This window comes from Paraburkholderia sp. EG286B (genome assembly GCF_040965655.1).
Classification (GTDB): Bacteria; Pseudomonadota; Gammaproteobacteria; order Burkholderiales; family Burkholderiaceae; genus Paraburkholderia.
Genome location: NZ_JBFRCF010000062.1, coordinates 1 through 12,810 on the forward strand (window position 1 = coordinate 1; position 12,810 = coordinate 12,810).

Annotated in this window: 13 protein-coding genes; 7 read left to right on the forward strand and 6 right to left on the reverse strand. The window is 60.1% G+C overall.

Annotation, left to right across the window (positions count from 1 at the left end):
- Positions 1-110: 110 nt before the first annotated feature.
- The 5 genes from AB4Y42_RS42760 to AB4Y42_RS42780 all read right to left on the reverse strand — a co-directional run bounded on the left by AB4Y42_RS42760 (position 111) and on the right by AB4Y42_RS42780 (position 6,949).
- Complete coding sequence (locus AB4Y42_RS42760; protein ID WP_368697719.1) at positions 111-2,381, reverse strand: N-6 DNA methylase; 2,271 nt, start codon at positions 2,379-2,381, stop codon at positions 111-113.
- A 139-nt stretch (positions 2,382-2,520) separates the two neighbouring features.
- On the reverse strand, positions 2,521-4,053 hold the full coding sequence (locus tag AB4Y42_RS42765) for a hypothetical protein (protein WP_368697720.1): 1,533 nt from the start codon (positions 4,051-4,053) through the stop codon (positions 2,521-2,523).
- Entirely contained in the window at positions 4,050-5,429 is a 1,380-nt protein-coding gene (locus AB4Y42_RS42770; RefSeq protein ID WP_368697721.1) for a toll/interleukin-1 receptor domain-containing protein, read from the reverse strand. Before AB4Y42_RS42770 ends, AB4Y42_RS42765 begins: the two co-directional genes overlap by 4 nt.
- Positions 5,426-6,325 (reverse strand): WYL domain-containing protein, encoded by a 900-nt coding sequence (locus AB4Y42_RS42775; RefSeq protein ID WP_368697722.1) that lies wholly within the window; start codon positions 6,323-6,325, stop codon positions 5,426-5,428. Before AB4Y42_RS42775 ends, AB4Y42_RS42770 begins: the two co-directional genes overlap by 4 nt.
- Positions 6,326-6,808: 483 nt before the next feature.
- Positions 6,809-6,949: a hypothetical protein gene (locus AB4Y42_RS42780; RefSeq protein WP_368697723.1), complete on the reverse strand. Its 141-nt coding sequence runs from the start codon at positions 6,947-6,949 to the stop codon at positions 6,809-6,811.
- A 410-nt stretch (positions 6,950-7,359) separates the two neighbouring features.
- On the opposite strand from AB4Y42_RS42780, the gene AB4Y42_RS42785 reads away from it, so the two are divergent.
- The 7 genes from AB4Y42_RS42785 to AB4Y42_RS42815 all read left to right on the forward strand — a co-directional run bounded on the left by AB4Y42_RS42785 (position 7,360) and on the right by AB4Y42_RS42815 (position 12,380).
- Positions 7,360-7,587 carry a hypothetical protein gene (locus tag AB4Y42_RS42785; protein ID WP_368697724.1) on the forward strand — a complete coding sequence of 76 codons (228 nt, stop codon included), beginning with the start codon at positions 7,360-7,362 and terminating at the stop codon, positions 7,585-7,587.
- Positions 7,588-7,684: 97 nt separating this feature from the next.
- Positions 7,685-8,650: a DUF932 domain-containing protein gene (locus tag AB4Y42_RS42790; protein ID WP_368697725.1), complete on the forward strand. Its 966-nt coding sequence runs from the start codon at positions 7,685-7,687 to the stop codon at positions 8,648-8,650.
- Between the two features lie 71 nt (positions 8,651-8,721).
- The gene (locus AB4Y42_RS42795; protein WP_368697730.1) at positions 8,722-9,717 is read left to right on the forward strand and encodes a YqaJ viral recombinase family protein; all 996 of its coding nucleotides are present in this window, start codon (positions 8,722-8,724) and stop codon (positions 9,715-9,717) included.
- A gap of 10 nt (positions 9,718-9,727) precedes the next feature.
- Positions 9,728-9,949, forward strand: coding sequence for a hypothetical protein (locus AB4Y42_RS42800; RefSeq protein ID WP_368697726.1), 222 nt, complete (start codon positions 9,728-9,730; stop codon positions 9,947-9,949).
- A 48-nt stretch (positions 9,950-9,997) separates the two neighbouring features.
- Entirely contained in the window at positions 9,998-10,915 is a 918-nt protein-coding gene (locus AB4Y42_RS42805; RefSeq protein WP_368697727.1) for a phage capsid protein, read from the forward strand.
- A complete protein-coding gene (locus AB4Y42_RS42810; protein ID WP_368697728.1) occupies positions 10,912-11,982 on the forward strand; it encodes a hypothetical protein in 1,071 nt (356 codons plus the stop codon). The genes AB4Y42_RS42805 and AB4Y42_RS42810 overlap by 4 nt, the downstream gene beginning before the upstream one ends.
- A 110-nt stretch (positions 11,983-12,092) precedes the next feature.
- Entirely contained in the window at positions 12,093-12,380 is a 288-nt protein-coding gene (locus AB4Y42_RS42815) for a hypothetical protein (RefSeq protein WP_368697729.1), read from the forward strand.
- Between the two features lie 279 nt (positions 12,381-12,659).
- Here AB4Y42_RS42815 and AB4Y42_RS42820 read toward each other — a convergent pair.
- Positions 12,660-12,810, reverse strand: a 151-nt coding sequence (locus AB4Y42_RS42820) for a BON domain-containing protein (protein WP_368697731.1), incomplete at its 5' end; no start/stop codon positions are given.

Sequence of the window (12,810 nt, forward strand, 5' to 3'; positions counted from 1 at the left end):
CGTGCCCTGCATCAACAAGCCCCGGTCACGATGCGTTGGTCATTTCCGCGAGTTCTTTTTTGCTCTCGCGTCACGCCGCCTCTATGTGACGCCGCCAGATTTGCGCGGATTTAGACCGCCATCGACAGCAGCGACTTGTGCTGGTAGAAATACTTGTTGAAGCTGATCTCGTAGCCGATCACCGTCTTGTCGATGGCGATCCAGGCGTCGTCCACATGCGGACGCACTTCGCGAATGAAGTAGGCGTGAATCACGCTGGACGCGGACAGGCTGGTGTCGAGCGCCAATGGCACGTTTTCAGTGTCGCGCAGCTCGCTGTCGGGTTCGTACTCGATGTACTCCCCAGTTGGTGTCGCCATGTAGCCATAGTCGCCCAGCTTGTCGTTGGTCGTCCCTAGCTGGAACAGTAGATCGCCCCGCTTGGCGGCGTTGAGCTTGTGGACCTTCTTGATGACTTTTTCGGCCCGTTCGTCACGCCAGCTGACCGCGTTGAGGATTTGCTTGCGGGCAGGTGCTGCCAGCTTCAGGCCCAGCACCTTGAGTGCTTCATCGACGATGCATTCAAAGCGGTTGAAGTTGAGAAACTCGCCAGCGCCGATCTTCTCTGCCAGTTGCTGCGCAGCCTGCATGATGTCGCGTTGCTCGCGCCATATGGCCTCGGACAGCAGTTCTTTGCGGTTCTTGGGCGAAAGGGCGATCTCTTCGCGTTCAAGGTGGGTTTCGATGGCTTCGGTATGTGACTTCAGGTTGGTATAAACCTCGTCGCCGTACTTGCCGTACACCCATTCCATGATGTCCTGCATGCCCGGTGTGAAGCGCAGCGTCGCAATGCGCTCGGGGCCGAATTGCGCAGCGAGTCGCAGGGGGCGTTCTATCGTGACCTTGTAGTAGCCGAAATCGCGGTTGTTGAAGACCTTGGAAATACCGCCATTCGGCATGTCCAAGTACAGCTGGGTAATTTGGTGGATGTGGTCGTCGGTGAACTCGCAGTTCTTCTCGCCTAGGTTCTTGCGCAGCTTCTCGTAAAGGTTACTGGCGTCAATCAGCTGCACCTTACCCTTGCGTTTCTCCGCCTTGTTGTTGGACAGGACACAGACGTAAGTGGTGATGCCGGTGTTGTAGAACAAGTTGTTCGGCAGTTGGATAATGGCTTCGAGGTAATCGCTCTCGATGATGTGGCGGCGGATGTTGCTCTCCCCGCTACCAGCATCCCCGGTGAACAGGGCTGAACCGTTGTGGACGGAAGCGATGCGCGAGCCCATCGGGCTGTCACTGCGTCGCTTCATCTTGTTGACCATCTCCATCATGAACAGGAGTTGGCCGTCAGAAGAACGAGGAATCGCCGGATAGAAGTCGAACTCTTCCCCGATGTAGTCGGGCAGATTGACTTGGAAACGATGGTCAATCACGTCCTTACCGTCAATGATGCTCTTCTGGTCGCTCTTCCAGCTCTTGCCGTAGGGCGGGTTCGTCAACATGAAGTCGAAGCGCGTGCCGGAAAAATCGTCAGTCGCCAGTGTCGAGCCGAACTTGATGTTTTCAGGGTCGTTGCCCTTGATCATCATGTCGGACTTACAGATAGCGTAGGTCTCCGGGTTCACTTCCTTGCCGTAGAGAAACACGCCCACCTTGGCCCTAATCTCCCCTTCCGGATCAGTGATGAAGTCCTGTGACTCGGTTAACATGCCACCGCTGCCGCAGGCCGGATCGTAGATGGTTAGCGGATTGGGCAGGTGATCTTTGACCGGGATGAAGACCAGATTGGTCATGAGCTTGATCACTTCACGGGGCGTGAAGTGCTCACCGGCCTCTTCGTTGTTCTCTTCGTTAAACTTACGGATCAATTCTTCGAAGACGTAACCCATGCCCAGGTTGGACAGCCCAGGCTGGGTACGCCCATCCTTGCCTCTGCGGTCGTTGGGGCTGAGATTGATTTCGTCGGAAACGAATTTCTCGATCACGTCATGGAGCACGTCCGACTGCGCCATCTTGCGAATCTGGTTGCGCAGGTCGAACTTCTCGACGATTTCCTTCACGTTGTCCGAGAAGCCATCGAGGTAGTTCTTCAAGTTAGCTTCCAGCTGCGAGGGGTTGCCCAGCAGCGACTTCAGGGTGAAGCGAGAAGTGTTGTAGAACACGTAACCCGATGCCTCGCGCAGGCCGTGGGGATCAAGGTCGGCCATTTCCGCATCTTCACGCTGGAAGCGGACCTCTTCGAGCACCGCTTCCTTCGTGGGCTCCAGCAGGCAGTCCAGACGACGCAGGACGAACATCGGCAGGATGACATCGCGGTACTTGCCGCGCACGAAAACATCCCTGAGGCAATCATCAGCGATTGACCAGATGAAGCTTACGATCTTGTTATGTACTGAGTGATCCATTCTTTTCAGTTCTTCTCCGGGCAGCAGCCCATGTTGATTTCGGAAGCCCGTTGACTGCGGGCGTCCATTTCATTTTTTCTTCGGCTTTTCCAGCTCGGTGTCGGGCTTTAGGCCGTTCTCTTGCGCATAGCTCAACCGATCAGATGTAGTAGCGGAATGGCAATGGCGGCAATTCACCCTTTCTAGGTGCCGCCGTAAGTATTTCCCCGACTGAGTCGGCAAAGCGCAGCGTTACCGGAACCCCATCACCATAGATGCACCCGTTGTAGTTCAGCTTGGTAAGCGCCAAGACATCCGCCATGACCTGCTTGATGTCGGCCACGCCCTTGCTGATTTCAATCGACAAGGGGTTGGGCACCTCGCGCCCGGCGTAGGTCTGCAATCGCGGCACGAACCCCTTGGTCCACAGGAATGCCTTCCACGGTGACTTCACCCAGCCAAGCCCGCGCGGGACGTTCATGGTGCCGTGCCGGTACAGCTTCATGCCGGAGTCCTCGCGGATGCGCACGCACACGACATTGGTCTCTTCGGGTACCGTCTCCTTGAAGCCAGCCCACTCCTCGTCGGAGAAGCGAGTCTTGCCGTGGATGAATAGCTCCTTGGGCGCGTCGCCGCCATGGCTCTTGCGATAGGCCTCCACCACCAGCGACATGAGGGCTTTCGCCTTCTCCTTGGGGAGATGGAATTCATGGTCAGTCGACGTGATCCAAGGACCGACTGCTCCGCGGAACACCACGCCGTCGCCCGAATCGAGGAACATCTGTGCGCCACAGCATGCGTTGCCAGGCTCAGCCGACGACAAATCTTTCTTGAACACGATACCGACGTAACACACACCTGGCCGTGACGCGCCAAGCTGCCAAGGCTTGCCACCTGCTTTGAAGTAGCAAGTTGTCGCTAAATTCCACGCCAGCGTCGCCGGGTCTTGCAGCCCGCGCAACGGCATCCCGTTCTCCTTACGGAACTCGTCGGGAGTTAGGGTCGTTTCACGGACAACCTGGACGGCTGCCTTGTGTTCCAACAGACGGGCCTTGAGCTGGTTGTGGAAGTCCAACTCATAGAGGTAAATCTCAGCCGATCTGTTGTCGTCGTCGAAGAGGCCGGGTTCTCGAAGGAGGCGGGTGGCCGCGGCCTTGTTCATCAGAATGGCTGAGCTTTCGCGCTGGGATTTCTCGACGATAGACTGCGGACGACAGTATTTGTGGACATCCTCTGGCACTACTGCCATCCACAAATCGACCGGCGACTCACTGCTCTCGCGCAAGTGATTGGCGATCGCATCGGAATACAGCGAAACCGCCTTGTGGATAGCTTGGTGGCGATCTGAAATGCGGATTGCCTTAGCGAGTTCCTCTTCGTCGATTTCCAACCAGACCTCCGGCTTTGACGGCCATTCCACGCCAAACAGGGCTTGGAAGCCCGGAAACAAGGTGTGGTTGGGGTCGTCCGGTCGCGCCGGAGCGATCGGCTTGGACATCTTGTCCACGCACTTCGAATAGCGGGCTAGACCGTCAGCGGTAGAAACAACGCCAATACGCAGTTTCCCGACGCCTTTGCCACCGTCCATCGGGCCATACAAAAGCAGACCGTCCTTGGGATGCGCCATGCGCTGCCCGTAGCCGAACAAAAGCTCGGGCTCCGCAAGTTCCATTAGGGTGGGGTCAAAACTCATCGGGCGGCCTCATCTTCTTCGACCTCGTCGAGGTCGTCCAGGTCCTCGTCGGGTTCCTCCACCGCGTCGATATCGATTGAGGGCGTCAAATCAGACAAGCCCGCAGGGGCGGTGAAGACGATCGGTGTCGCACCAATTGCGATATGGCGATCGGAGCCGACAGGAAGGCGGATTTCCGATTGGCCGTCGGCCACCAGAGTAAGGAATGCCCGAAGAAAGCCGCGCCAGCGGTCGTTCCACCAGCTCCGGCAAAAACTCATGCGTAGGCGATGAGCCTTCGCGGGAGCTTCCATAGGCTTGCCTTGGTCGTCGGTGAAGACGATGGTCGAACGGAGCTCGATTCGCCAAGGATCATCAAACGCCGGAACCATGCCAACGGCATAAGACCAATTAGCCTTGCGCTTCTCACTTCGCCCATGCAACGCCTTCTTACGAGTGCGCCCATCGACATCAACGAAGGCAGTCCGCTCGCCCTTGGTCAATTCAGGTGTGACATAGAAAACCTTACGTCCACCGGACTGCTCGTGCATCCCCAAGCCCTTAGCTTCCATCGCCAGCTCCCACGCCTGACGGACCAGATGGGCGACACGCTTGCGCGCTTCCCATTTAGAGACCGGCTTGTCGCCAAGGACGGAACCTTCCTCAATGAATGTTTTCGTGTCGATGGCCCCAGCCGTTTTGAGCATGGCGCTCTTGGCCATCAACGTCACGAGGTCGGCTCCTTTGGCGAAGCCAACAATCCGGTCTTCGTGCTCAAACCACGGCAGCACCACGTTCTCCTGCGTAAGCTTGATCTTGCGCTCGCTTCCCAAGAAACGGGCGGTCTCAAGCGAGGGCGGCAGCGATAGCACAGGAAGCCAGGTAGAGTCGAGCTTCTCGGGATGCTCGGTCCGAAGGATCGCCCCCTCCTTCATTTCGGCCAACCAATGGCGCGCCAAAGCAGGATCAGGCGTGGAGACTTTGGGGACCTTTACTTCCTCCAACGTATCCAACAGCGACGCCAAGCCCTTGTGCCAGCCATTGGCGAAGTCGATGGCATTCTTTCGGTGGATTGTGATCGGGAAAAGTTGGAAGTCGAAGTGATCGACGCGCAGCGGGATGACAAACCCCGGTAGCGATTTTTCGATCGTGGCAGCCACGGCCCATTCGTCCTTCACGCCCGACTTACCCACCGCGACGGTCGACACGACCGCGAGGAACCTGAACGAGTCGTTCCGGATCGCGCTCTCAATCTTCTCCCAGAAGATATCGCCGCCTTTCAGGCGCGCCAAGTCATGCCAGACCTTGTAGCCGGCAAGTTCGAGCTTCGAGCCGAGCCAGCGTGTGAAGGCACTGTCTTCAGGGGTTGCGTGGCTGATGAAGATCGTGTCTTTCATACGAGAGCACCTTTCGCTTCCGACACAGCAGCAGCGCCTGGCGCCAGAGCCGCACTCTCAACGCCGTAGAGCGTGGGAGTATTACGAAGCCACAGATGGTGAGATGTCGGGTCCATGCGATGGTCCGGGCTCGAATCGATGGACCAACGCCGCAGCACGTAACCCGCAAGGGCCGCACGCGTCTTGATACGTAACACACCGTCGCTCATGGCGTAGTCGGCCTCAATCGCCTTAGGCCACCGCGCGCCTGGATGCGGCACCAGTTCCATATCGACGATCCGCGCCCATTGCTCGTCGGCCCCCAGAAGCTCATGCTCGCCTGCTGTGTCGTCCAGCTCTTGCGCCCTAGTGATGCGAGTTAGCACGAAATCAGCAAACCGCTGGCGCTCGCGGTCAAACGAGCGGACGTGCCAGCGCAAACCGTTGTCAGCTAATGCAACCGGAATGATATCGCGGCGCTTCGCGCCGGACGCCAGGGACAGGTAGTTAATTCGGACCGGACGCTTGGCGCACAGAGACCGCGTGATAGTCGCAAGAATCCCCATGTCTGGTCGTATAAGCTGCCCCGGCCCTTCGCATGGTGCAGCTTGCCTTAGCCCCAGTTCGAGCCCATCTCCGAAGCCGTTCAGCAGCCACGCCAGCACTCGTTCTGAGCGAAATTCATACACCGGCTTGAATCGGTCAGTTGGCCGGTAACAGCGGGTCACTGCATCGTAAGCGAGATTGTCAGGGGCAATCTCCCGGTAATAGCTCAGGTCCCGCGAAGCGGCAGCGGGTTTGACGCCAAACCGCGACTCGATATCGCTTCGTCGGAGCTCTCCGGTGAAATAGGCGCGCAGTTCTAGAAATGCCAGTCGCTCGCGCTGCGCTTGCGACACCCCTGAAGCTTCGGTCATGGTCCCTCTCAATTCGGCTCGACGCGCATGGGCAAAGGGACTACTAGGCCCTTTTTGAGATAGGATACCATGATTATCATTTTGATGATGTATTCCTTATCGAATACGAACGCATGATGCAAATCGAGTCATAAGTCGCCTCCGCAACGTCGCCGCCACGCCCCTTGCCTTCCCGCCGCGTCGATTCCAATTTTTTTGAAAATACATATCACCTCATTGAGCATCACACCGGAATGGCTAGGCAACTCCGTTTGCCCTGAACCCTCTTGAGGCTGATCCATGAACCATTCGCTTTCCTGTCCCCTCTGCAATTCCCTCCGCACTACGACGCGCGACACGGCCCGCAAGGTCGGTGGCGCAGTCGGTACGATCGCCGGTGCCGCTGGTAGTGCCACCGCAGCGTTTGGCGGTGCCGAAGCTGGCGCTGCCCTCGGCATGGTCGCCGGACCAGTCGGCTCGATCCTTGGCGGCCGTGCCGGAGGCCTACTCGGCGCGCTTTTCGGTGGCGCTGCCGGGTGTGCCGCTGGCTCCGCTGTCGGAGAGCGGATCGACGAACGCGTGCTCGGCACCTACGTCTGCCTGGAATGCGGCCACGCGTTCAGCAAGCCGTCCGCTACCTGACACCCTCCCGCTCTCTTTCGCTTCTCGCTCAATGCCTACAGCGCCTCGGGCTATAGGCATTTTCGCTTTCTGTTTTCCTCACTCATTTTAGTAAGGATGACAAAATTCATCTCGTATCCAGCATGGCGTATGTCGCCGACGCTCCGTGGCACGGGCTGGGTTCGTATCCGGCACCCCAGGCTCCAGTCTGGACTGTGCTCCAAATTATTTCAATCACATATCACTTCGTTGAAGCCATGGCGGTATGGCCGAAATCGCAGCCATACGACGTAGTTCAATGACATTCACTATGGAGATATGTGGTGACAATTCCATGCCCTAAATGTAACTCCCCTCAAACTGAGGCGCTCGACCGAGCTACGAAGATCGGTGGCGCGGCCGGTGCCATCGCAGGTGCTGCAGGCGGTGCAGCCATGACGTTGGCCAGCGCTGAAACTGGCGCGGCGATCGGCATGTTAGCCGGGCCCGTCGGCGCCGCGCTCGGCGGCCTGACCGGCGCAATCATCGGCGCTCTAATTGGGGGGACGACTGGCTGTGCCGCTGGCGTCGCGCTAGGAGAAACCGTCGATACCCACGTGCTCGACAACTATCGCTGCCACGACTGCAAGCACACATTCGGTCGCACCAACGCCTCCGCCTGATCGGGCGGTTTCCGCTTTCCGCTGTCTTTCCCAATTATCAAAGCATCTGCCCGGACCGTGCGCTGGGCTCTATGCCGTTAACCTCAAGGATCGTTTCATGCATCTCGTCAACACGATGGCCTACGTCGGCCAACAGCCGTGGCATGGCCTCGGCAATCAGCTTTCCCCCAAACAACCCATCGAAGTGTGGGCAAAACAGGCCGGCATGGACTGGGCCATCGAATCCGCCGACGTGCGGTTCGTGTCGGGCAACGCCGGAACCAACCTCGGCTCAATCCATGCGTTTCCCGAGCAGAAGGTGCTTTACCGATCGGATACTAAGTCACCGCTGTCGGTCGTATCGTCGCGCTATCAGGTCGTACAACCCAAACAGATTCTGGAGTTTTATCGAGATCTGACGGAGGTCGGCGGTTTCGAGCTGGAAACAGCGGGCGTGCTCAAGGATGGCAAAAAACTGTGGGCGCTTGCCCGCACGGGACAGTCCGTCTCACTGAAAGGCAAGGACACCGTGAACGGCTACCTGCTGCTCGCGACCGCATGCGACGGCTCGCTGGCAACCACCGCGCAGTTCACGAGCGTACGCGTCGTCTGCAACAACACGCTTCAGATCGCACTTGGCGAAAGCGCCGGTGCCGTCAAGGTTCCGCACCGCAGCCAGTTCGATGCGCAGGCCGTCAAACGTCAGCTCGGCATCGCAATCTCCTCTTGGGACGGATTCATGGCCCGCATGAAGGCGCTGGCCGACTGCAAGGTGAACGATGCCGCCGCCGAAACGTTCCTGCGCCGCGTACTCACCTATCAGGCGGGTGGCACCAGCAGCGAGACGGCGACCAACGAGCGCGCCATCAAGGCCACCCACGCGCTGTATGCAGGACAGGGCATGGGCTCCACGCTCGCCTCCGCGTCGGGAACGGCATGGGGACTCGTGAACTCGATCACCGAGTTTATCGACCACCAGCGCCGTGCGCGCAGCGAAGACCACCGGCGCGATGCTGCGTGGTTTGGTGCAGGCGCAACGATCAAGCAACGCGCATGGGAGGAGGCGATGAAGCTGATCGCCTGACCATGTTTTCTACGTCATACAGCCCGGCCGGAATGCCTCCGCGCCGGGCTTTCTCATTTATGGAGCTTGAAATGGCTTTGCTTGAATCAGTCGATCGCGGCCGGCATCGGCCTGCTCTTCGGCTCGTCGAAACAAAGGACCTCTCGCGCGAAGACTGGCTGGAGGTCAGGAAATCCGGGATCGGCGGGAGCGACGCCGCTGCCGCCGTGGGACTGTCGCCGTACATGAGTCCACTCGAATTGTGGCTGATCAAGACCGGGCGCGATGCCAATCTCCCCCGCCCCGATCCAGACGACACGACCGAGCCGGTGTACTGGGGGGCGCTGCTCGAACCGATCGTTGCCGCGAGCTACACGAAACAAACGAGCAATCGCGTGCGGCGCGTCAATGCCGTGCTCCGGCATCCGTCAATTCCATTCATGCTCGCGAACATCGACCGTGAAGTCGTCGGCAACCGCGAGGTCTCGATTCTCGAATGCAAAACCGCGGGGGAGTTCGGCGCACGGCTCTGGCGCGACGGGGTACCGGAATATGTGCAGATCCAGGTACAGCACCAGCTTGCCGTCACGGGCAAACAGGCTGCGGATGTGGCCGTGCTGATGTGCGGACAGAAGCTGGACGTGCATCGGGTCGGGCGCGACGATGCGCTAATCGCACGACTCATCGAACTCGAGGCCGCGTTCTGGCGGTACGTCGAAACCGATACGCCGCCGCCTGCCGATGGTTCGGACTCGGCGGATCGCGCGCTGCGCTGCCTGTATCCCGGCGCGGGAGGCACGGTCGATTTCACGGATGACCGTCGCCTGTCGTCGGCATTCGCCGATCTTGTCGCTGTACGCGCCGATATCGAAACGCGCCAGACCATCGAAGCCCAGCTCAAGCAGACCATTGTGCAGGGCATGGGGGAAGCGGACCGCGCGCAGTTCGAAACTGGGTCCGTTTCCTACAGGCGCAGCAAGGACGGCTCCGGCATCGATCTCAAACGCCTGCTCTCCGACCACCCCGAATTTGCCAGCCGGTACGCGATCACGAAAGCGGGGGCACGCCGGTTTCTTGTATCGACCTGATCCGGTACCCATGACGAATCTCGAATGCCTCACGGACATCATGACCTTCTCGCGATACGGCGCGCTCGCGCAGGCGTTCGTGATGGACGCCCTCAGCCTGCACGCCGCACACATTGCGGCAATGCCGCCCGACGAACTCAAGGAAAAGCTCAACCCCATGCTCAACGCGACGGCCTGGTGCGGCGTCGCCCAGGAGATCCACAGCAAGCTCGAAGCACATTTTGCACGGTAGCTGTACGTCCAGGACTTCCCCTGCCCCTTTTCTACCCAGAGGACCAACATGCTGAAAGGACTTTCGATCACCCCGCCCGTCGTCGGGCGCATCGCCATCGGCAAGATTGTCGAAAAAAACGGCAAGCGTTTGCCCGAGAAAGATGACCAGTTCACCTTGACGACGCAGGTACAGCAGCGTGGCGAATGGATGCTCCATCCGCTCAACGAAACGCTGCGCAAGGCCACGCAGGGCAAGCTGCGCACGATTCCCGTGCGCTTCCTCTTCAACGATCCCGATCTGAACCTGCGCGCCGAGTACTCGTGCTTTGATCGCGACACCGGACGCCCCGTCTGTGTCGGAGACGGGAAGACCTGCCGCCGCGCCGGGGACACCGGGATCGAGGAACTGCCCTGCCCGTCTCCGGACGGCTGTGCGTTCGGCCGGGGCGGCGCGTGCAAGCCCTACGGGCGGCTGAACGTGCTGATCGGCGACGAAGACGAGATGGGCTCGTTCATCTTCCGCACCACGTCATACAACTCGATTCGTACACTTGCCGCGCGACTGCATTATTTCGGCGCAGTCTCGGGAAACCTGCTCGCGTGCCTTCCGCTGGAACTGAAACTGCGCGGCAAGTCCACCACACAGAGCTACCGCTCTGCGATCTACTACGTGGACCTCGCCGTACGCGCGGGCAGTTCGCTCGAAGTGGCGATTACCGAGGCGCGCGAACTCGATGCCCGGCGCAAGGCCGCTGGCTTCGACCAGCAGGCGCTCGATACTGCCGCGCACGCCGGATTCGGTAACGGCGCATTCGAGGAGAGTATCGAGGACGGCGGCGGAGTCGTCGACGAGTTTTATCCAGCGGAGTCCGGCGACTGCAGCACTCACGACGCCGGTCGCGACGAGACTACGCGCCCGGTCGCGTCCGGTCTGAAGGCCCGGCTGGACCAGCGAGCCGCACGGCTCGGCGGACAGGCAGCATGACCCGTCGCACTGCGCTCGCTCTGGCTGTCGTGGCGACGACGACCGCACTCAGCCTGTCCGTTCTGGCAGGCTGGCAGCGTGGCGGATCACTCCCGGAGCGGGTCGGCTGGGTCGCCATCGGCCTGGTGCTCGTCACGAGCGCGCACCTGTTACCGGCGCTATTGCGGGAGTCGTCGCTCCTCGTTCGCGGCATAGGTAGCGTTCTATGGGTAGCCTGCCTGATCACCGCGTGTATAGGCCATGCGGTTTTCTTCGTGATGGCCCAGCAGCATGCGGGGGAACTGCGCGTACTGGCGGTTCCGGCGTCTCCCACTCCTGCATCCGGTCGCAGCCTCACGACCGTCATGGCCGAACGCGCTACCGCGACGGCGCAATTCGCGGCGGCCAATGCCCGTTACTGCGCCGGTAACTGCGCCACGCTGGAAGCCCGTCGCACGGCGCTCGCCGCCAAGGTCGATGCGTTGAACGCCGAAGCGGACGACATCCGACGCCAGCAAGTCGCGGGCGACCGGACTACGGCCCGTCGCGACGCGCTACGCGCCGATCCGGTCACGTCGCGACTTGCTGCGTTACTCGGCATACCTGCCGCCCGTATCGACCTGCTGTTCGGGTCGCTGTTCGCCGCCGTACTGGAGGGTGTAGCCTGCCTGCTCTGGGCTGTCGCCCTTCGGCCGTCGTCGTTACTTGTGACCGGTGCCGCAATGCCCGAAGCCACAACGGTAACCCGTTCGCTTGACGCGACTGTGCCCGCAGTTACGGCAGTCGCGAATGTGACGAACTCGCCTCATCCAGTCGCCGCGACGGTCGCGATGAGTCATGCCAACGGGGCCGTTAGTCGCGAAATCTCGACACCCAGTCGCAGCGGGGTAAGGAACAGTCGAGTCCAGCGAAACGCCCAGCCAGTGTCGTCATCGACCTCCGAGCCCACAGACGTGCACCTGTCGCAGCTCGCTCGCGACGTTGCGGCCGGGCTCGTCCGACCGACTGTCGCTGACATCCGCCGTCACCTGGGTTGCTCACAGGCGAAGGCGGTTGCCCTACGTCGCCAGCTCACCGTAACGGCATAAAGCCGGGCGCATCGGGCACCCGGCTTTCCCTTTCCCTTTCCCACTTTCCGCGATCACGCATCCGGTCCACCCGGAGGCACGTACTCGCCTCTTTTTCCGGAGAACGTTCAATGCACGAACACACAACGCCCCGCTTCCCGATGGGCCTGCCTGCCATCACGCCTGCGGCCGAAGCTGCTCTTAACGCCGCCGGCATTCATCCGTTGCGGCTTCTCGCGCGGCATATTCATGGAGACTGGGGTGCGCTGTCCGCCGAAGACATTGCGGCAAATGAACTGGCCCTGCTGACCGGCAAGCGGTTGCTGTCCAGCTACACCGTGTCGGACAACGTCAAGATCTGGATCATCACGGAAGCTGATCGCTCGGTCACGACGATTCTCATGCCGGATGAGTATTGACGACGACGTGTCCCAGTCGCCACCTTGGGGCGCGCTCTGCACGATGTATTTGGCCGAGTTCGACCCACTCCCGCCGTTCGACCCAGCGCCGCCTCGACGGCGGGTTTTAAACGTCAACGGACATTCACGCGATCACGTCGGCCGGCGGTTGCTCTTGAGGTTTGTTCGGCGCCTGCCACTTTTGCAGGCCCAGAAGCGGTCGGTTGATGGAAATGGATTGGGCGTTAAGCTCCTGCCCCGACATCACATCAGGCTCTGTCGGATCGCCGCCAAGTCCAGTTACTGCCCGCCAAAAGGCTTTTTGACCGTCAACTTGTTGGTAACGGATGTGACGCCCGGAACGCCTTTCGCAATCTCGCTGACTTTGTCGATCTGCGATGCATCGACCACGGTTCCGTCGAGCGTCACTGCGCCGCCCTTCGCGATGACG